The 20,152-nt window shown below is 67.1% G+C and carries 13 protein-coding genes; 9 read left to right on the forward strand and 4 right to left on the reverse strand.

Annotated features, from left to right (window positions below; genetic code table 11):
- Positions 1-1,813: NAD-glutamate dehydrogenase domain-containing protein (locus EJ903_RS11225; RefSeq protein ID WP_148105279.1), on the forward strand; the 1,813-nt coding region annotated here is incomplete at its 5' end.
- A gap of 687 nt (positions 1,814-2,500) precedes the next feature.
- On the opposite strand, the gene EJ903_RS11230 is transcribed toward EJ903_RS11225, so the two are convergent.
- Complete coding sequence (locus EJ903_RS11230) at positions 2,501-3,295, reverse strand: MarR family transcriptional regulator (protein ID WP_126615171.1); 795 nt, start codon at positions 3,293-3,295, stop codon at positions 2,501-2,503.
- A gap of 1,137 nt (positions 3,296-4,432) precedes the next feature.
- Between EJ903_RS11230 and EJ903_RS11235 the strand changes: the two genes are divergently transcribed.
- From EJ903_RS11235 to EJ903_RS11250, 4 genes are all read left to right on the forward strand, one after another.
- Positions 4,433-5,380 carry a replication initiator protein A gene (locus tag EJ903_RS11235; protein ID WP_126615173.1) on the forward strand — a complete coding sequence of 316 codons (948 nt, stop codon included), beginning with the start codon at positions 4,433-4,435 and terminating at the stop codon, positions 5,378-5,380.
- An 86-nt stretch (positions 5,381-5,466) separates the two neighbouring features.
- Complete coding sequence (locus tag EJ903_RS11240) at positions 5,467-6,489, forward strand: AAA family ATPase (RefSeq protein ID WP_126615175.1); 1,023 nt, start codon at positions 5,467-5,469, stop codon at positions 6,487-6,489.
- The gene (locus EJ903_RS11245) at positions 6,479-7,336 is read left to right on the forward strand and encodes a ParB/RepB/Spo0J family partition protein (protein WP_126615177.1); all 858 of its coding nucleotides are present in this window, start codon (positions 6,479-6,481) and stop codon (positions 7,334-7,336) included. Before EJ903_RS11240 ends, EJ903_RS11245 begins: the two co-directional genes overlap by 11 nt.
- A 94-nt stretch (positions 7,337-7,430) precedes the next feature.
- Positions 7,431-8,978 (forward strand): ABC transporter substrate-binding protein, encoded by a 1,548-nt coding sequence (locus EJ903_RS11250; RefSeq protein WP_126615179.1) that lies wholly within the window; start codon positions 7,431-7,433, stop codon positions 8,976-8,978.
- A 38-nt stretch (positions 8,979-9,016) separates the two neighbouring features.
- On the opposite strand, the gene EJ903_RS11255 is transcribed toward EJ903_RS11250, so the two are convergent.
- Positions 9,017-10,912, reverse strand: coding sequence for a hybrid sensor histidine kinase/response regulator (locus EJ903_RS11255; RefSeq protein WP_126615181.1), 1,896 nt, complete (start codon positions 10,910-10,912; stop codon positions 9,017-9,019).
- A 250-nt stretch (positions 10,913-11,162) separates the two neighbouring features.
- On the opposite strand from EJ903_RS11255, the gene EJ903_RS11260 reads away from it, so the two are divergent.
- Together EJ903_RS11260 and EJ903_RS11265 are read left to right on the forward strand one after the other, a co-directional pair.
- Entirely contained in the window at positions 11,163-13,751 is a 2,589-nt protein-coding gene (locus EJ903_RS11260; RefSeq protein ID WP_246015466.1) for a PAS domain-containing hybrid sensor histidine kinase/response regulator, read from the forward strand.
- Positions 13,752-13,844: 93 nt separating this feature from the next.
- Positions 13,845-14,738 carry an SMP-30/gluconolactonase/LRE family protein gene (locus tag EJ903_RS11265; protein ID WP_126615185.1) on the forward strand — a complete coding sequence of 298 codons (894 nt, stop codon included), beginning with the start codon at positions 13,845-13,847 and terminating at the stop codon, positions 14,736-14,738.
- Between the two features lie 15 nt (positions 14,739-14,753).
- Here EJ903_RS11265 and EJ903_RS11270 read toward each other — a convergent pair whose 3' ends face one another.
- Positions 14,754-15,155, reverse strand: coding sequence for a VOC family protein (locus EJ903_RS11270; protein WP_126615187.1), 402 nt, complete (start codon positions 15,153-15,155; stop codon positions 14,754-14,756).
- Positions 15,156-15,171: 16 nt separating this feature from the next.
- Positions 15,172-16,638, reverse strand: coding sequence for a L,D-transpeptidase family protein (locus EJ903_RS11275; protein ID WP_126615189.1), 1,467 nt, complete (start codon positions 16,636-16,638; stop codon positions 15,172-15,174).
- A 418-nt stretch (positions 16,639-17,056) separates the two neighbouring features.
- On the opposite strand from EJ903_RS11275, the gene urtA reads away from it, so the two are divergent.
- Both urtA and urtB read left to right on the forward strand, forming a co-directional pair.
- A complete protein-coding gene (urtA, locus tag EJ903_RS11280) occupies positions 17,057-18,352 on the forward strand; it encodes an urea ABC transporter substrate-binding protein (protein ID WP_126615488.1) in 1,296 nt (431 codons plus the stop codon).
- A 188-nt stretch (positions 18,353-18,540) separates the two neighbouring features.
- Positions 18,541-20,151, forward strand: a complete 1,611-nt coding sequence (urtB, locus tag EJ903_RS11285) for an urea ABC transporter permease subunit UrtB (protein WP_126615191.1) — start codon at positions 18,541-18,543, stop codon at positions 20,149-20,151.
- Position 20,152: the final 1 nt, after the last annotated feature.

Here is a 20,152-nt window from a genome sequence, read left to right on the forward strand (position 1 = left end):
GCTCGCCGCCTTCGACCACCGCCATATTTTCCTTGATCCCAACCCGGACGCGGCGGCGAGCTGGGCGGAGCGCAACCGGCTGTTCGCCATGCCCCGCTCCTCCTGGGCCGATTACGACCGCGCCCTGCTGTCGCCCGGCGGCCAGATCGTCGAGCGCAGCGCCAAGAGCGTGGAGCTGACGCCGGAGGTCCGCGCCTGTTTCGGCATCGAGGCCAGCCATCTGGCCCCGGCAGAGCTGATGCGCCGCCTGCTGACGGCCAAGGTCGATCTGCTGTGGTTCGGCGGCATCGGCACCTACATCAAGGAATCGGGCGAAACCAACGCCGAGGCCGGGGACAAGGCCAACGACGCCCTGCGCGTCGATGGCCGCGACCTGCGGGCGACGGTGGTCGGCGAAGGGGCCAATCTGGGCGCCACCCAGCGCGGCCGCATCGAAGCCGCCCGCGTTGGTGTCCGGCTGAACACCGACGCCATCGACAATTCGGCGGGTGTGGACACCTCCGACCACGAGGTGAACATCAAGATCCTGCTGGGCGACGTGGTGGCGCGCGGCGATATGACGGTGAAGCAGCGCGACACCCTGATGGCGTCGATGACCGACGAGGTGGCGGCGCTGGTGCTGGCCGACAATTACCGCCAGACCCAGGCGCTGACCATCGCCCAGTCCCAGGGGGCGGCGCTGCTGGAAGCCCAGGCGCGCTTCATCCGCGCGCTGGAAAAGGCGGGCCGCCTGAACCGCGCCATCGAGTTCCTGCCCAACGACGAGGAGCTGGCCGAGCGGATGGCCGACCGGCGCGGCCTGACCCGGCCCGAACTGGCGGTGCTGCTGGCCTACGCCAAGATCACGCTGTACGACGATCTGCTGGCGTCCGACCTGCCCGACGACCCGGCGATGGCGGCGGAGCTGCGCGCCTATTTCCCGGTCCCGCTGCAAGAGGGCCAGGCCGACGCCATCGCCCGCCACCGCCTGCGCCGCGAGATCATCGCCACCCAGGCCACCAACGGCCTGGTCAACCGCGTCGGCCCGACCTTCGTCCGCGACATGATGGACAAGACTGGCCTCGCCCCCGCCGACGTCGCCCGCGCCTACGCCATCACCCGCGACGTCTTCGGCCTCAACACACTCTGGGACGTCATCGACCGCCTCGACAACGCCGTCCCAGCCGCAACGCAGACCGCCTTGGTGCTCGACACCCTGCGGCTGACCGAGCGCAGCGTGGCGTGGTTCCTGGTCAACGGCACACATCCGCTGAACGTCGCGACTGAAGTCGCTGCCTACCAGCAGGGTGTCTCTGCGCTGCACAGCGGCCTGGACCGCTTCCTGGTGGGTGATGAGGCCGCCAGCCTTGCCGCGCGCGTGGCCGAGGCGGTCGCCCATGGCGTGCCGGAGGCGTTGGCCAAACAGGTGGCCGCCCTGCCCATTCTGGGAGCCGCCCCGGATCTGGTGCGGATCGCCACCCGGTCGGGCCGTGACGTGGCCGCCGTGGCCGCCGTCTATTTCGGCCTGGGCCGTCGCTTTGGCCTGGAATGGCTGCGCGACCGCGCGGCGGGCGCCAAGGTCGACAATGATTGGCAGAAGCAGGCGGTTGCCGCCATCGTCGATGATCTGTTCGCCCATCAGAGCGCGCTGACCATGCGGGTTCTCGACAGCGAGGCGGCGGATTCGGCGGCGGTGGACGCGTGGATCGCGCGTCGTCGTCCGCTGGTCGAACGGGTGGAAACGCTGCTGTCGGAGTTGCGCGGCCAACCGGGCGTCGATCTGGCGATGCTGGCAGTGGCCAACCGGCAATTGCGGGGCTTGACCGTCGGCTGACCGATGGTCTGAGGGTTCGAGCGGTCTTCGGGCCGTTCGGACGCGCCGGAGCCTTGCAGGCACGTTCGGGCTTCGGTCGCGTGTTGCGTGACCTGGGCGGGTTCGGGACACCGGATCCGCCCGTTTTCTTGAGGTATCCCCTGCCCGTCCAGGCGGTCGGGGACCGGATCGCACGGCTCCACGCAAGGGTTCAACGGACGAGTGAGGCGGGGCTGCTGGTCCGGCGGTGTCCGGCGGAGCAACGCCTCATCCCGCTCCCGCATCCGGCGGCGCTGCTCGATGGCGCGGCGGCGGAAACCCGCCTCCTGCCGCAGACGCGATGACAGGCGGCGCAGATCGTCCGTGCGGCGGGCGGTGTCGGACGGTGTGGTCCCTTCCAGCGCTGCGCAGAAATCCCCCAGGGTGGGAAAGCGGCTCCAGCCGCTGCGGAACTCCGTCCAAATCCGTTGAAAGGCCGCCATCCAGCGTTCCGTCGGCCATCCGGCCATCGCCCGCACATCGGCCTCCAGGAGATCGGGATCCGGCAGGGCGAGCCGATGACGGGTCGCCAGCTTTTCAAGGCCGATCAGGACATTGTCCACACCAATCGACGGCATCAGGTCGCCCGCCGCCGCCTCCACCCGGCTGGCCAGCGCCTCCAGCGCCTCCGGAGTCAGATCCTGCGTTTCAAAACGCAGATCCACCAGATCAAGCCGCGCCAGCGAGGCGAGCGCGCAAGGCCGTGAGGGTGTCGTGATTGCGGGCAGCCAGTTCGGGGCCGTTCCAGGGTGGGACGAGGCCTCCGTTACCGGCATCGATGGAACGGTCGGTGGAAGAGCGACGGTTGCGGTCATGGTGTGCACTCGGGCGGGCAGAAACGGGGAAGGAAGGGATGGGTTGCGGGTTGGCGTCCGGCGGTGTGACCAGCTCGCGAAGGATCCAGCGGCGCCACATGGCTCCGGGATCATTCGGTCGGTAGCCGTTGCGCTTTTCGGCTTTTCGGCACCAGGCAACGAATTTTCGGGTCACACGCTCCGGCTCCACATCGGGCCGCTGGACCTGTGCCCATTGGAGATCGTCTGTTTGAGGCGACCAATCGAACGGTTCCAACCGGGTTCCGCCTGCCAAGGAGAAGGAGGAGGATTCAGGATTCCAGGAGCCACAGGAGAAATCAGTTGCCTGACTCAAGCTGTCAGCCGGCTGACGGCGGATGTCGGAATGGGGGGCGTTGGTGTCGGCGTCGGTCAAGGCGTAGAGAAAGCCGCGAAAGCCGCGATGGGCGTGAGCGGACACCAGAGCCACCGATGGCTCTTGCAGACGTTTCAGCACCGCGTGAATCCAGGCGCGGCTCTGCCCCAGCTCTTCGGCCAATTCGCCTTGTGTGGCGCGGCACAGGCCGCTGTCGTCGGCGTGCGCGTACAGCGCGGACAGAACCGCGATGTCGGCGGCGTGAAGAGCGGGTACAGAAATCCAATGCCGGTACAATTCGTTGTACGGCCTCATGGGCAAACCCTTTCCCGTTCCAGATCCTGGGACGAAGACAAAGGATTCCCGTCAACGGACTCGGGTGAATCCGCTTGGCTTTCGCAGCCCGCCCTGCCATCATGGAGTCGCCAAACCGCCAGATGTGGGGGGATCGGGTGTTCCTCGGTCTTCTCCATCCGACACGAAAGGCCCAGAGCGATCTGGGCTTTTTGTGTTTTCGGAGCAATGGTCTCCGTTATGCCATGCGGCGCTCCTGTTGCGCGGTGGGAGGCTGATCGCCAATCCCCACCGCCCTGTTGCGAATGGATGCGGGCGCGCCACACCCCCGAAGGGGATGCCGCTCACCCAAGTTGCCAATGTGTACGCGCCCTTTCGTGTCTGTCCATGATCTTGGGAAACGACGCGAAGGCTCCGCCGCAGTGCCACCGTCTTTGTCAAAACCATGGAAAATCAATGCTCTGCATACGGTGATCGGTGGTGGATCCGCTGAATATGTCGCTGATCTGCCGAATGATTCGGGCGGAGATGTCGCCGATCCGCCGAAAGATTCCTGGAGCGCGCGGGTCGAACCGAGCCGCGAGAGCACGGCCAATGTCGCTGATCTGCCGAATAATCCAGGCGATTCCGTCCTCCCGTCGCCGACCGGCCCAGAGAATCGCCGGAGAATCGGAGCAACATTCGGACGCCGGGCCGGACGGTCAAACGTCGCCGTTCTGCCAGTGAAACCACCGCCGACGGTCATCGGACCGGCAAACAGATGGGCTTTCCACCCGATAAAGTGTTGTTTATCAATGGATTGATCCTGGAAATCCCCTCGCCTCCCCGCCCTGGTCCGGCAGAACAGAGACGTTTCGAACCGAGCGGTCACGCCCGCCGCCGCGTGGGTTTGACCGGTTGCGGCAGCGGGCGCGGGAGGGCGGCGGGGCAAACAACTGGCAGAACGGCGACGTTGCCGCCGGTCCGGTCCGGCGCTCCCCGGGAATCTTTCGGCAGAACGGCGACGTTTGGCGCGCGACAGTGGAACCGGACGGCGGGCTGGTCAATGATGGGCGCACACGGTCAGACAGGATGGGGTGGCTCAACCGCGCTGTTGCGCGCGGCCACGCGCGGCGTGGCGGACCGGGGCGCACAGGGCTGGGGTGGGGAGGACAGGCTATGGATCACAGCAACAACGCCGAATTGATCGACCGGCCGCTCCAACTGGCCTTGCGGCTGGATTCCCCGCTGACCGGCGACGTGCAGAACGACCGCCACATGATGGTCTACAGCCTGTTCGGCCTGTCCAAGGACAAGGTGGAGGCGCTGCCGACCTACGACGACGGCAAGGTGCGGATCGAGGTGCGCGCGCCCAAGAATGTCGGGGTGGCGACGATCTGGGACAAGGCGGTGCTGCTCTACGCCATTTCCCTGCTGCGCGAGAAGATGGAGCAGGGCAAGGCGGTGGCCAAGCTGGGTGAGTTGCACTTCACCACCAGCGATCTGCAACGCATCGTCGGCAAGACGGCGGGCGGCAGCGCCTATGACAAGATCGAAGGGGCGCTGGAGCGGTTGCAGGGGACCCAGATCAAGACCAATCTGGAAACCGGTGGCGAGGGCGAAACCGGGGCCTTCTCCTGGATTTCCGATTACAAGCTGCTGTACCAGCGCAAGAAGGACGGCGAACGCGCGGTGCGCGGGCTGAAACTGACCCTGTCCGGCTGGGTGGCGCGCGCGGCGCTCGGCCACAATCTGCTGACCTACGACGATCAATATTTTGCCCTGAAGCCGGTGGAAAAGCGGCTGTACGAGATCGCCCGCGCCCATCTGGCGCGCGGCAACGGTTTTTGGATGGCGCTGGAGCCGCTGCGCAAGCGGGTCGGCTCCGACAATGATCTGCGCAAATTCAAGAACGCGTTGGGGCCGGTTCTGGAGAACGACCGGATTCCGGGCTATGGCGTGCGCATCGTCGAGGCGGCGGAGTACAAGGAGACGATGAAGGCGCGCGGCGCGGTGCTGGGCCGGGTGCTGAACGCCGACCTGCCGGTGTTGTTCTGGCGCAAGGATCTCGGCCCCGCCCCGTCCTGGATCGACGTGCCGAAGGTCGAGTATGACGAAACGGTCTGAGCAACCGGCGGGCCGGTAGACACCCGTTGCCGGAGTGGCGACGACTTGCTAGAGTCGGCCCAACCGGAGGCGCAGGAGGGTGCGGGGTGACGGGCGAGGAATTGAAGGCGTTGCGGGAACGGCGCGGCCTGACCCAAACGCAGATGGCGGCCTTCGTCAACGAGATGACTGGGCGCAAATACGACAAGCAGCGTCTGAGCAAGTGGGAAACCGGCAAGGAGGCCCTGCCTCGTGACGTTCTGGGCCGCCTGATGATGATGGCGCTGGAACAGCCGGAAACGACGGAGCCGCGCCAGGGGACCACCATCGCCGTCGGTTTGCAAAAGGGCGGCACGGCCAAGACCGCCACCTCGATCAATCTGGCCTTTGTGCTGGCGCGCGCCGGAAACCGGGTGCTGCTGGTGGACGCCGACCCGCAGGGCAACGCCACCGTCCATGTCGGCATTCCGCAGGCCGATGTGGTGGCGCTGACCGAAGCGGGCAAGGTGCTCTATCACGCCCTGATGGGCAAGACCCGCTTGGCCGACATCATTCTGCCCACCAGCGTGCCGGGGCTGGACGTGGTCCCGTCGAGCATCGCGCTGGCCAGCGCCGACACCGAACTGCCCGGCAATCTGACCAACGCGCAAACCGCGCTGGCCGAGATTCTGGACGGGGTGAAGGCCCGCTACGACGTGGTGGTGATCGATTGCGCGCCCAATCTGGGGGCGGTGACGATCAACGCCCTGACCGCTGCCGATTTCGTGCTGGTCCCCTGCCAGGCCGAACCGCACGCCATTCTTGGGGTCAGCGCCTTTCTCGACACCGTGGCCAAGATTCAGCGGCGCCTGAATCCGCGTCTGGCCGTGTTGGGCATCCTGCCGACCATGTTCAACCCGCGCCAGACGCAGGATCGTTCTTCGTTGGACGACATCGCCCGTTTGTGGGGTGAGGAGCGCCGGGTGTTTCCGCCGGTCCCGCGCGCCACCATCTACGCACAGGCCGCCGGGGCCAACGTCATCACGCTGGACGCCGACATCGGCGCGCCAGGCGTGGAAAGCTACGTCGCCATCGCCGCCGCCCTGCTGCGCGCCAGCGGGCGTTTGCCGGAGGTCGTCGATGCCGCCTAAGAAGCTCACCCGCCAGACGGCCACCACCGTGCTCCAGGCCAAGGACAGCGGCCTTGTCGCCGAAACCGACCGCATGTTCGGCTTGAGCGGCGTTCTGCCGCGCCTGATCGAAGCCGATCTGGACGCCATCGATACCAACCCCGATCAACCGCGCAGCGTGTTCGACGAGGACGCCCTGCGCACGCTGGCCGACTCCATCGCCCGCCATGGCTTGCAGCAACCGGTTCTGGTGCAGGATGGAGCGGAAAAGGGCCGCTACCGTCTGGTCGCCGGGGAGCGGCGGTTGCGCGCCTTCCGCCTGCTGGGGCGGGCGACCATCCCGGCGATCATCACCAAGGGCCGCCCGGAGGAGATCGCGCTGATCGAGAACGTCCAGCGCGTCGATCTCGACGCCATCGATCTGGCGCGCGGCCTGTCGCAGTTGATCGACAGCCACGGCTATTCGCAGGTGGAGGTGGCGGCGGCGGTGGGCTGTTCGGAGGCGGAGGTGTCCAAGCGGCTGAAAGTGCTGTCGCTGCCCGACGACATTCTGGCCGATTACCGCGCCCACGCCGATCAGGTGTCCCGCTCCGCGCTCGTCGAGTTGGCCTTCATCGAGGATGTTGAGCGGGTGCGCGCGCTCTGGCAATCGGCGCGCACGGGCGGTCTGACCGTCAGCGCCGTGCGCGCCGCCAAACCCGCCGGGTCGCGGGCGGCGGGGGAGCCGTTGCAGGTTTTGGGCAAGGCGATCAACCGCATGGATCGTGACCTGGACGCCATCGCCGCCGCTGAGGCGGCGTTGCAGCCGGAGCATCACGAGCGTTTGCGGCGTTTGCGGGATCGGCTGGATGGGCTTCTGAACGGTTGATCGTCGGTGGCTTTCGATCGCGAAAGAACCCTATGATTGCGTGCTCAGAAAAAATCAACCCATGAGTGTCTTTCGAGATCGAAACGGGGCCGCCATGCCGACGATCCAGCGACGACAGCTTCTTGCCCTGCTGGCCGGCGGGGTTGCGGGCGGGTTGGCCCGACCAGGTTGCGCCGCCGAAACCAACAGCAACGTGTTGCGCGTCGGCCTCAAATCCATGCCGCAATCGCTGGACCCGTTGGTCGTGTCCGATGTCAACACGCAGCAGATTTTGGGGGCGATGTATGAGAGCCTGACCAGCGTGGCGGCGGATGGGCGGGTTCTGCCCGGTCTGGCCACCGCGTGGGACGCGTCCGACCGGGCGCGGCTGTGGCGGATTTCCTTGCGGCGGGACGTGACGTTCCACAGCGGCCGCCCCTTCACGGCATGGGATGTGAAGCGCACGTTCGAGGCGGCGACGGCGGCGGAAGGCCTGCATTTGGCGACGATTGCCTTGGCGCGGGTGCGTGGATTTCGCGAGATGCGCAACAAACTCAGCGCGGAGCTGAGCGGCGTCACCGTGCTGGATGATCACACGCTTGAGGTGGCCTGCGAGGAACCCTGCGCCATTTTTCCCTTTGCCCGCTTCAACATCGTCGATGCGGAGGCGATCCGGGAGCATGGACCCGATTGGCACCGCAGGCAGTCCGTGGGCACCGGGCCTTACCGCCTGTCCACCAGCAGCGAGGGCATCCGCATTGATGTGGTGCCCAACCCCCATTGGCGCGGGGGGGCGCAGCCTTTCGACCGGGTGTCGTTCGTGGCGACCGGGATCGGCAACGACGGGGTCGCGCTGTTCAACAACAGCCAAATCGATTTTTCCTTTGTCGACACCGACGCCCTGCGTCAGGTGGCCGACGATCCGGGATTCAAACGGTCCCTGATCGCGTGCCCGCGCTTTCAACTGCGCGCGGTTGCCCTGGACGCGCGCCGGGTCAAGGCCTTCGCCGATCTGCGGGTGCGGCAGGCGATGTCTCTGCTGATCGACCGCGAGGCGATGGTCGAGCGTTTTTTTCGCGGGTTGGCCCGCGTGCACAACGGGGTGGTCCCCCCTGCCCTGCTGACGAACGAACGTCTGGCCCCGTTGCGGTATGATCCGGTCCTGGCCAAGGATCTGTTGGCTCAAGCGGGTTTTCCCGAGGGCCGGGGGTTGGAGCCGTTCGCGGTGCACACGGTGGCGGAGTATCGCCGCGAGTTCGTCTATTATGTGTCGCAATGGAACAACGCAGGGATTCCGGCCAAGCTGGTGGTCGATTCCCGGCAGGATTTCATCGCCCGGTCACGGCGCCGCGATTACGACGCGTTTCTGTTCGGCTGGACGGCGGCCTATCCCGATCCGATGAACTTCCTGGACGAGCTGTTTTCCAGCCGCAGCCGTTTCAACCCCACCGGTTGGGCCAACGCCGAGTTTGACGCGATCATCGACGCCGCCATGGCCCTGCCCCATCCCAAGCAACGGGCCACGGCCTACAAGGACGCCGAACAGATCGTGATGAGCGACATGCCGGTCATCCCGCTGGTGGTTCCGGATTATGTGGCGCTGCGCAGCAACGCGTTGACCGATGGCTTCATCACCCCGTTCGGCGGGCTGAACTTCACCTGACACCGCCCACCTGACGCCGTGCCAGGGGGGCTGACGGGTCAATGCGCGTGCGGCAACTCCTTGACCAGCCGCGAGAGCCGTTCCGGCATGATCGGTTTGGGCACGACGGTGATGCCTTGCTCCCGCGCCTGCTGCGCCACGGCGCTGTCCAGACGGCCGGAAATCAGCACCGCCGGGATGCGGATGCCCAACAGCATCCACAGCCGGTTGATGAAGTCGAGGCCGGTATCGGTGGCCGACAGGTGGTAATCGGCCACGATCACATCCGGCTTGAACACGCCGTCCTGCACGTCCCGGACCCCATGATCGGCCACCGAGACGCTGTGCACCCGATGCCCTTCATTGGCCAGAAACAACGACAGGCCGTTCAGCACGAACGGGTCATCGTCGATGACCAGCACGGCGACACCCTCCGGGATGGCGGGTGTGACGGGCGGGACTGTGACGGGCGGGGCGGGTGGCAGCGGAGCGGGTGGGAGGGCGATGGAAGGTGTTTGGGCGGGGGCGGAGTCAACCCAAGCGGCGGTGGGCGGTTCCGGGGGCTGGCCGACGGCGGCGGCCACGGGGACGGTGACGGAAAAAACCGATCCCTTGCCCAGAACCGAGCGAACCTTGACCGGATGACCGAGGATGCCGGCCAACCGCTTCACGATCGAGAGGCCGAGGCCGATGCCGTTGTCGCGGTTGCGCTCCGGGTTTCCCAACTGGTGGAACTCCTCCCAGATCGCGTCCAGCCGGTCGTCGGGAATGCCAATCCCGGTGTCGCGGACCTCCACCAGAATGTGACTGCCGACCGCCATGCCGACCACCTGGATCGACCCGGTTGCGGTGTAGCGGATGGCGTTGTCGATGAGATTGCCCAACAGCCGCAACAGCAACACCCGGTCGGTGGCGACGCTGGCGCGCAGGGGCGACACCGTCAGCGTCAGGCCCTTGCCGCGCGCCACCGGTCCGAACTGGCTGTCAAGCGCCTGGAACAGATCGCTGATCTCGTGGGGGCCGACCGTGACCGTCACCCCGCCCGCGTCCAGCCGCGACACCTCCAACAGCTCGTCCAGCAGTTGCTTCAGGTTCATCACCACCTGTTCGATCTTTTGGGCGGTGTCGGCCACGTCCGGGGTCTTGGCCATGGTCCGCAGCAGCGCGGCCAGCATCAACAGGGATTGGGCGGGCTGGCGCAGGTCATGGCTGGCCGCCGCCATGAATTTCGCCTTGGAGGCGACGGCCTGCTCCGCCCGTTCCTTGGCCTGGCGCAGGTCGATGGCGTTCTGGCGGAAAATCCGCAAGGCGGTGGCCATGCGCCCGATTTCGTCACCCCGGTGCCGTCCGGGAACCGCAACGGTCACGTCGCCAGCGGCCAGATCGGTCATGGTCCGGGTCATGGCGGCGATGGGGGCCGTCACCCCTCGCGCGGCCCACACCACGCCCAGTACGACCAACAGCAGAATGCCCACGCCGATGCCGCTCAACAGGGCCACGTCGTGGCGGATGGTGGCGTTGGTTGGCGTGGCGTCCATCCGCACCAGCAGGGTGCCGATCTCGCGCCGGTTGCCGAGACGATCCATATGGGTGAGGGCGGACGAGGCGGTGGTGGACGCCGCTTCCGGCAGCAAGCCCCCTCCCGGTCGCCGGTACAGGGTGAACCGCTCGCCCTGGCTGCCGAGAACCGCCGCTTCGGCGAAGGCGTCCACCGATCGCAACGGTGCCAGCGCGGCTTGCGCCTCCTCCGGGTCCAGATCCCACAGGGCGTTCGCCACGTCGTCGAGGACGATTTTCGTCGCCAGTTCGGCCCGGATTGCCAGCTCCGTTCGCGTCGCCCGGACATCGGCCTGGATCAGAATCACCATCGGAACGGCGATCAGCATTGACGCCAGCAGCGCCGCCGATGCGGTGGTGCGGGCAACCAGACTTTGAGAAAAAGCCGCCAGCGGCATGACAACGCCTTTGGATATAGATCGTAGGTCAAGAACAGATCGCTGTGTATGACATTACGTCAAGCCAAAGCCCGGAGGCGATCCAAAAACACGGCAAGACGGTGGTGGAGTGACATGGGGGGCCTGTTCTCAACCAACCGCTGAACTATGCATCAACCAAAGGGTTGTCTGAAACAGAGACCATCGGAAATCCGTGTTGGCGGCCATGGTTTTTGAGGCTTTTTCTTGCGCGGTTGTGCGTGTAGATCTTTTGCCTGATGATACGCTGCGGCAACGCCGCGTGCCGGTGATGGCCCAGGATGGCGGGCGGGGGGATGGTATGGACATTGGCGTCATCATCGCCCTGGCGATCAGCCCGCTGGTGCTGTGTGCGGCGCTGTGGGACCGGCGGCGTTTGCAGCGGACCAACGCGGCGCAGCGCGTCGCGCTGGCGGAGCGGGACGCGACCATCGACGCCGTGATCGACCAGACCGATGACCGGCGTTTCTGGGTTCGCGTGACCGGCGACGGCGGTTTTGTCCTGCACCGGGCCAACCGGGCGGCGCTGGCGCATTGGGGGGTGACGTCGGCGACGGCGGTGGGGCGGCGGTTGGACGCGGCGCTGTTGGCCCCTTTGGCGGCACGCCTCACGGCGGATCTGCAAAGCTGCTTTGACGCGGGCAACCCCACACGGCTGGAGGAGGTCACGGCGCATCCGGCGGGGGATCGCCATTGGGAGGTGTGGTTCACCCCGGTTCGTCAGGGCGATGGTCCCATCCGGATGGTGGCCGTCGTTGCGCGTGACGTGACCGAACGGCACAGCGCCGACCTTGCCCTGCGTGCCAGCCAGGCGCGCCATCGCATGTTGACCGACAGCGTGACCGACATGGTGGGTGCGCTTGACCGCAGCGGCGTGCGCCGTGCCTGTTCGGACCGGGTGCGGGCGTGTCTGGGGTGGAATCCGGCGGATCTGGTCGGTCGCCCCTGGGTGGAGCGTGTGCATCCCGACGACGCGGCGGCGCTGTCCGGTGGGGTTGCGGCGCTGTCGCCGGGTGCTCCGTCGCTGACCCTCACCTATCGCGTGCGTCACGCCGAAGGGCGTTGGGTGTGGATCGAAGCCGACCTGCGTCTGACGCTGGATGATCGGGGGGCGGCGCAAGGCTGCCTGCTGCTGGAACGCGACATCACCGCCCGCAAGGTGTTGGAGGCGGAGCTGTGCGACGCGCGGCAGGCCGCAGACGCGGCGGCCCGGTCGAAAAGCGAGTTTCTCGCCAGCCTGAGCCACGAGCTGCGCACGCCGATGAACGCGGTGATCGGCTTTGCCGATTTGATCGCGCGCGAATCCGAAGGCCCGCTCAACAACCCGTACTACAAGGATTTCGCCCACAACATCCGCGACAGCGGGCAGCATCTGCTGGAACTCATCAACGAGATCATCGACAACGTCCGGGCAGAGGCCGGGGAGCTGGTGCTGGATGATGAAACCGTTGATCTGGAACGGGTTGTGTCATCCGCCGTGCGTTTGCTGACCCAGCGCGCCGGGCGGGCTGGCGTGCGGATCGTGGCGACGGTGGATCCCGCCGCACGCCATCTGCGCGGTGATGAAAAGCGGATTCGCCAGATCGTGATGAATCTGCTGTCCAACGCGATGAAGTTCACCCCCACCGGCGGGCGGGTCGATGTGGACGCCGCGCTGGACCGCGAGGGCGCGCTGTGCCTGCGGGTGCGCGACAACGGCACCGGTGCCGCCGAGTGGGATTCGGGTCGCGTCGTCCAGGCGTTCGGACGGGCGGGGGAGGAGGGGCAGGCGGTTGGCACGCGCGGCGGCTCCGGCCTGCCCTTGACCCGCCGCCTGATGGACCTGCACGGCGGAACCCTGACCCTGTCGCACACGCCGGGGCAGGGGACGGAGGCGGTGGCCCGCTTTGGACCGGAGCGCGTGGCGGACGAGGCCGGGCGGATGGTTGGGCCGATGCCGCCGCTGCGTGAATCGCTGTCGATCCTGATGGTGGAGGATGACCCGACGATCCGCGAGAGCGGTGTGGCGCTGTTGCGCGGCTGGGGGCACCGGGTGGTGGCGGCGTCCAACGCCAACGAGGCGCTGACGATCCTGCGGGATCCTCGCCCGCTGGATCTGCTGTTCAGCGACATCGTGATGCCGCCGGGCATGAACGGGGCGGAATTGGCGCGCGAGGCGCGTCGGCTGCGCCCCAAATTGGCGGTGCTGCTGGCGTCGGGTTTTGCCGCGCACGCGGTGATCGCCGACGACGCCACCCAGTCCGGCTATGAGGTCATTGCCAAACCCTATGATCCGACGGAGCTTCAGCATCGGTTGGCCGGGTTCCAGCCGATCACCCCGGTTGCGCTTCAACCGCCGCCGCCCCCGCCGCCGCCACGTTCGCCAGAGGCGCGATCCGGGACCACCGGGGCAGTCGCCCCCACCGTGCCGGGCGGGTTGCGGGTTCTGGTGGCCGAAGATGTGGAGATGAACCGTTTGCTGGTGGTCACGCTGCTGACGCAGGCCGGGCATCAGGTGGTGGAGGTGGAGGACGGCGCGGCGGCGGTGGACGCGATCCGGCAACAGGCGTTCGAACTGGTGCTGATGGACGTCAACATGCCGGTGATGGATGGGATCCTGGCCACCCAGGCCATTCGCGCGCTGCCGGGTCCGGCGGGGCAAACGCCGATCATCGCCCTGACCGCGAACACCTTTCCCGAAGACGTGGCGCGGTGCCGGGCCGTGGGCATGGACGGTTACGTCGCCAAGCCGATCGACCGGGCGGTGCTGTGGGCGGAGATGGCGCGCTGCCTGTCCCCCACCCCGGCCCATGTGGACCGGGCGGCGGCGTCGCGGGCTTGATTGTTCCCGACGCTGCGGCCACTCTGCGCATCCACGCGCGCCCAACGCGTCCAACGCAATGGCCTCTCCCACGGTTTGACAAGGCACCCGATCATGACCACCGGCCCATCCTTTTCCTGTGTCCTCGACGCGCGCGCCAAGCTGGGCGAATGCCCGCTCTGGTCGGCGCGCGAACGCGCGCTCTATTGGGTGGACATCAAGGGACGGACGCTCAACCGCTTTGATCCCGCCGATGGCACCAACCGGGCGGTGGCAATGGACGAGGACATCGCCTGTCTGGCGCTGCACAAGGACGGCGGCTTTGTTGCCGGGATGCGGTCGGGCCTGTGGCGGCTGGACGCGGCGGGCGCGCCGCTGGGCCTGTTGGCGGCCAACCCGGAGGACACGGCGACCAGCCGCTTCAACGATGGGCGGGCGGATCCGGCGGGCCGCTTTCTGGCGGGCACGCTGGACGAGCCGAAGGCGGGCGGCAAGGCGCACCTCTACCGCTTTGACCGGCGCGGTCTGGCGACGCTGGCCGGTGGGTTGCTGACCTCCAACGGCTTGGCCTTCAGCCCCGATGGGCGGACCCTGTATCACGCCGACACACCCACCTTCACGGTGTATCGCTACCGATACGACCCCGCGACGGGGGAGCTGTCGGACCGCGAGGTGTTCGTGCGGCTTCAGCCGACCGACGGCGACCGGGGCCGCCCCGATGGCGCTGCGGTGGACGAGGATGGCTGCTATTGGACGGCGCTGTACGAAGGCGGGCGGGTGCAACGCTACGCCCCCACCGGGGCGCTGCTGTCCGAACACCCGGTTCCGGCGCGCTGCCCGACGATGGTGGCCTTTGGCGGGGCCGACCGGCGCACTCTGTATCTGACCACCGCGTCGGCGGGCCGTCCGGCGGAGGAGTTGGAGCGGTTCCCGCAATCGGGTGGCGTGTTTGCCCTGCCGGTGGCGGTCCCCGGTCTGCCGGAACCGCTGTTCGATCCGGCGGCCTGAGAGCGGGCAGGGTGGTTAGGCGGCGGTGATCTGGTTGGAGATTTCCACCAGATTGCCGTCGGGGTCGCGGATGTACACCGACCGCAGCGGCCCTTGCGCGCCGGTGCGGTCCACCGGGCCGATCTCGATCTCAATCCGTTGCGCCCGCAGATGCGCGATGATGGTGTCGAGCGGTGTTTCGGAAATCAGGCAGAAATCCCCGGAACCGGCGGTGGGACGCTGGGCCTTCGGCTCAAACTCGCGCCCGACCTCGTGCAGGTTGATCTTTTGCTGGCCAAAGGCCAACGCCTTGCGGCCACCGGCGAAGGTCACGGTCTCCATCCCCAACGCACGACCATAAAAGGCGCAGGTCGCCTCAATCGACGCGACGGTGAGGACGAAATGATCGATCCGGGCGATCAGGCTGGGGGTGGTCATGACGCGTCGTCTGTCCTCACATTCCCGTTGCGGTGGGCGCGGTGGCCGTCGCGGACGGCGGCGGGACCAGCGCGCGCACCGTTGAGGTGGAAACGGGTGACGAGACCGGGACCACGGCAGGGGCACCGTGGGCAACCGGCACCGGCAGCACAGACGGCTTTGTCACCGGGCGCGGGGTGGCGGCGGGGGCGCTCGGCGCATCCTCGTAAATGTCGGGATGGACTCGCACCACCCCGTCGGTGTCGACCGAGGCGTTCCAGGAGACGAAGCGCACCGGGACCGCGGTGGGCAGGCGCACGGTCTTGGTCTCGCCGGTGTCGAGCTGCTGGGCCACGCTGGCGGGGGTCAGCTTGGCGGCGGTCAACAGGGTGTTGGCCATCAGCCGGGCGTCTTCCAGACGGACGCAGCCCGAGGACGCGGCGCGCAGGTCGCGGCTGAACAGGCGGGGGTCGTTGGTCCCGTGCAGGAAGATGCCGTCGCCGTTGGTCAGGTTGAAGCGGAACCGGCCCAGCGCGTTGTCGTCTCCCGGCTTTTGCACGATGCGGACGCGACCGGGATCGACCGCCCACCAATTGACGGTTTCGGTCGCCACCTCCGCCCCGTCCAGATAGACGACGGCGTTCTTGATGCCGGTGGTGCCCTTCTTGCGCAGGACCGGCAGCTTGTCTTCGGTCAGCACGGTGGGGGGGACGGTCCAGGTCGGGTTGATGGTGACGCTGGTGATCTTGTCCTGAAGCAGGGGCGTCTTGCGCGATGGGCGTCCGACGACGGCGCGCATGGTGAAGACCGGGCGGCCCTGTTCGATGTAGGTCACGCTTTGGCCGGGCAGATTGACCAGCACGGCGGTGTCGGGGATCGACGCCTGTTGAGCCCGCATGGCGGCGGCGGCGCGCTGCATCATCGCGGCGGCCTGCTGCGGGCTGCGGTCCATCGCCTGCCGGGTGACGTCCCCGACCTTGCCGTCGGGCTGCAACCCCTCGACCACCTGGAAGGCGCGCACGGCGTTTTCCAGCGTTTCGTCGAAGCTGTCGGTCCATTGGTCGGGGGCCAGATGCCCCAGCTCGATCAGGCGGGTGGCCACCCGACCGACCCGGTCGGCCAGGGGAGAGCGGACGCGGAAGACGGCGGGCGGGGCAGGCTCCACGGCGGGGTAGGGCGATGCCTCCTCCCCCGTGGCCGATGCGGTGGCCGGGGCGGGAACATCGACCGCCGGGGCCGCTGTTTCGATCATGCCGCCGTCGCCGCGCTTGACCACCGCGCCATAGCCGATGCGCGTCGCCGGAACCTTCGGCGCGGAAAGCAGTTCGGTGGCCCGCTCGTCCAATCGGGTCGCCCAGCTTTGCACCAGCGGCACCGGGGCCGACGCGGCGCGGGTCGCAGAGGACGCAAGCGCGACCGATCCCACCGTCAGCGTGCCCATCAGGCACCCAACCAGTCCGGCGGCGGCGTAACGTCCGATGTGCAGGCGGTGATCGTTCAGCATGGTTCGGCAAGCCAGATCAAAAACGGTGAGAAAAAGCGCAGACTATAGTTCATTTGGGCTGAGGCAGGGTGCAAGTGACATTTGGTGTCGGCTGCACTGCACCGCACGCTGACCGGCAAAAGGACGGCCCTGTTCATGAAACCGGCGACGCAACAGCTTTGACGGGCAGACGCCCGGACGGTGGTTCTTATTCCATCACGCGATGGCGTTTTGGCGCGCGATGGAGTCTTGATGGTCAGGGCTGTTCGGCCCACCCCGCCGGGCCACACCCGCGTATGGGGCATTTGACGTAGATACGTCGTTTCGCACCTGCGATAGCCTTTCCTTCGACGATTTCCTGAGGCCCCGGCGATGGTCGGGGCGCCAGCCGTGAAGGGGGAGTTTCATGCAGACGACGGAGCGGACGATGCGGCATCGGATGACGGGGCGGGTGGCGACGTTCGGGATCAGCGCGCTGGCGGGTCTGGCGATGGGGGCAATCGCCGGGTCGGCCCAGGCGGCCGACGACACCATCAAGGTGGGCATTCTGCATTCCCTGTCCGGCACGATGGCGATCAGCGAAACGACGCTGAAAGACGTCATGCTGATGCTGATCGACGAGCAGAACAAGAAGGGCGGCGTTCTCGGCAAGAAGCTGGAAGCCGTGGTGGTCGATCCGGCCTCCAACTGGCCGCTGTTCGCCGAAAAGGCGCGCGAGCTGCTGACCAAGGACAAGGTCGCCGCCGTGTTCGGCTGCTGGACCTCGGTCAGCCGCAAGTCGGTGCTGCCGGTGTTCGAAGAGCTGAACGGCCTGCTGTTCTACCCGGTGCAGTATGAGGGCGAGGAGTCCTCCCGCAACGTGTTCTACACCGGGGCCGCCCCGAACCAGCAGGCGATCCCGGCGGTCGATTACCTGATGTCCAAGGAAAAGGTCCAGCGCTGGGTCCTGGCGGGCACCGACTACGTCTATCCGCGCACGACCAACAAGATCCTGGAAGCCTACCTGAAGGGCAAGGGCGTCAAGGACGAGGACATCAAGATCAACTACACGCCGTTCGGTCATTCCGATTGGCAATCCATCGTCGCCGACATCAAGAAATTCGGCTCGGCCGGCAAGAAGACCGCCGTTGTCTCCACCATCAACGGCGACGCCAACGTTCCCTTCTACAAGGAATTGGGCAACCAGGGCATCAAGGCGCAGGACATCCCGGTCGTCGCCTTCTCCGTCGGTGAAGAAGAGCTGGCGGGCATCGACACCAAGCCGCTGCTGGGCCATCTGGCCGCGTGGAACTACTTCCAGTCGGTGGACACGCCGATCAACGCCGAGTTCATCAAGAACTGGAAGGCTTTTACCAAGAACGACAAGCGCGTGACCAACGACCCGATGGAAGCCCATTACATCGGCTTCAACATGTGGGTGAAGGCGGTAGAGGCGGCGGGCACGGTGGCCCCGGACGCGGTGATCGACAGCATGATCGGCGTGTCGGTTCCCAACCTGACCGGCGGCTATTCGGCGATGCTGCCGAACCACCACATCACCAAGCCGGTGCTGATCGGCGAAGTGCAGGAAAATGGCCAGTTCGAAACCGTGTCCAAGACCCCCGGTCTGGTCCCGGGCGACGAATGGTCGGATTTCCTGCCGGACAGCAAGGACCTGATCTCCGATTGGCGCAAGCCCCTGTCCTGCGGCAACTTCAACGTCAAGACCGGCAAGTGCGGCGGCAAGGGCAGCTGACCGGATCGGGTCTGACGCTCTGACCTGAGCTGTTGCGACGCCTGCCCCCTTCCGAACCCCTCCCCGCGCCAGCGGGGCGGGGGACCAGGCCCCCACCTCCGCAACGCGGGGTCGGACCGGGACGGGGGCAGGCGTTTTTTCGTTGCGAGCCTCTTCGTTTTTACGCTCCCCCCAACAAAGGATCCGCGATGCGACGCGCATTCCGCTGGCTTCTGGCCGCTTGTGTGGCCATCGCCACCACATCCGCCGCGCTGGCTGCCGATCTCCGCCCGCTGGTCCAAACGATGGGCAGCGGCGGCTATGCCGGCACCGAAAAGGCGTTGAACCAACTCTCCGAAGCGGGCGACCCCGCCGCCGTGCCGGTGATCGAGGCGCTCCAGGCGGGCGACCTCTATGTGCGCAAGGCCGATGGGCTGGTCGTGATCGCCCGCAAGGCCGGGGCGGGCTTCGCCCTGACCGACCCGCTCAGCGGGGCCGTGGTGGGTGAGGCCGCATCGGGGGCCATCGACAAGATCAAGATCAACAACGCCCTGCGCCGTTCCATCAGCGCCACGCTGGGCGCGCTGACCCTGATGAGTCCCGATCCGGCCACCCGCCGGTCCGCCGCCGAGGCGGTGTTCAAAAGCCGCGACGCCAACGCGCTGGACACGCTCAACACCGCCATCGCCAAGGAAAAGGACGAGCGCATCCGCCGGGTGATGGAGCAGGCGCGCGCCGCCGTGATCCTGACCGCCGGGGCGTCGGAGGGGGACACCCAGACCGCCATCGCCACCCTGACGGCGCGCGGTGATCGCGACGCGCTGGCGCTGCTGTCGATGATCGCCGCGTCGGGGGCCACGGACGCGCTGAAGACCGCCGCCGCCGGGGCCGTCGCCGCCGTCGAACAAAAGCTGATGTTCTGGGGGGCGTTGCAAAATCTCTGGTACGGCCTGTCGTTGGGGTCGGTGCTGCTGCTGGCCGCCATCGGTCTGGCCGTGACCTTCGGCGTGATGGGCGTCATCAACATGGCGCACGGCGAAATGGTGATGATCGGGGCCTACACCACCTTCCTGGTCCAGCAAGGCTTGCGGACCTACGCGCCCGGCCTGACCGATCTGTCGATCCTGCTGGCGCTGCCCGCCGCCTTTCTGGTGTCGGGCGGGGTCGGCGTCATCATCGAGCGCAGCGTGATCCGCTGGCTCTATGGCCGCCCGCTGGAAACGCTGCTGGCCACCTGGGGCCTGTCGCTGGCGCTGCAACAGGCGGTCCGCTCCCTGTTCGGCCCGACCAACCGCGAGGTCAGCGCGCCAAGCTGGATGTCGGGCGCGTTCGAGCTGGGCGGCCTGACCATCACCTATGGCCGGTTGTGGATCGTCGTTTTCGCCTTCGCCGTGTTCGCGGCCCTGCTGGTGGCGCTGAAGCGCACCTGGTTCGGCCTGTCGATCCGCGCGGTCACGCAAAACCGCCCGATGGCCAACGCCATGGGCATCCGCACCGCGCGGGTGGACGCGCTGACCTTCGGCCTGGGATCCGGCATCGCCGGGCTGGCCGGGGTCGCGCTCAGCCAGATCGACAACGTCAGCCCCAATCTGGGCCAGAGCTACATCATCGACAGCTTCATGGTGGTGGTGTTCGGCGGTGTCGGCAATCTGTGGGGCACGCTGGTCGGCGCGTTGGCGCTGGGGTCGCTCAACAAGTTCCTGGAGCCTTACGCGGGCGCGGTGCTCGGCAAGATCCTGGTGCTGATTTTCATCATTCTGTTCATCCAACGGCGTCCGCGCGGCCTGTTCGCGCTGAAGGGCCGGGCGGTGGAGGCCTGAC

This window comes from Azospirillum griseum (genome assembly GCF_003966125.1).
GTDB classification, from domain to species: Bacteria; Pseudomonadota; Alphaproteobacteria; order Azospirillales; family Azospirillaceae; genus Azospirillum; species Azospirillum griseum.

Coding starts and splice junctions, on each gene's coding strand:
- EJ903_RS11230 (WP_126615171.1), bottom strand. CDS start 3,295: ATGAGGCCGTACAACGAATTGTACCGGCATTGGATTTCTGTACCCGCT.
- EJ903_RS11235 (WP_126615173.1), top strand. CDS start 4,433: ATGGATCACAGCAACAACGCCGAATTGATCGACCGGCCGCTCCAACTG.
- EJ903_RS11245 (WP_126615177.1), top strand. CDS start 6,479: ATGCCGCCTAAGAAGCTCACCCGCCAGACGGCCACCACCGTGCTCCAG.
- EJ903_RS11250 (WP_126615179.1), top strand. CDS start 7,431: ATGCCGACGATCCAGCGACGACAGCTTCTTGCCCTGCTGGCCGGCGGG.
- EJ903_RS11255 (WP_126615181.1), bottom strand. CDS start 10,912: ATGCCGCTGGCGGCTTTTTCTCAAAGTCTGGTTGCCCGCACCACCGCA.
- EJ903_RS11265 (WP_126615185.1), top strand. CDS start 13,845: ATGACCACCGGCCCATCCTTTTCCTGTGTCCTCGACGCGCGCGCCAAG.
- EJ903_RS11270 (WP_126615187.1), bottom strand. CDS start 15,155: ATGACCACCCCCAGCCTGATCGCCCGGATCGATCATTTCGTCCTCACC.
- EJ903_RS11275 (WP_126615189.1), bottom strand. CDS start 16,638: ATGCTGAACGATCACCGCCTGCACATCGGACGTTACGCCGCCGCCGGA.
- urtA (WP_126615488.1), top strand. CDS start 17,057: ATGACGGGGCGGGTGGCGACGTTCGGGATCAGCGCGCTGGCGGGTCTG.
- urtB (WP_126615191.1), top strand. CDS start 18,541: ATGCGACGCGCATTCCGCTGGCTTCTGGCCGCTTGTGTGGCCATCGCC.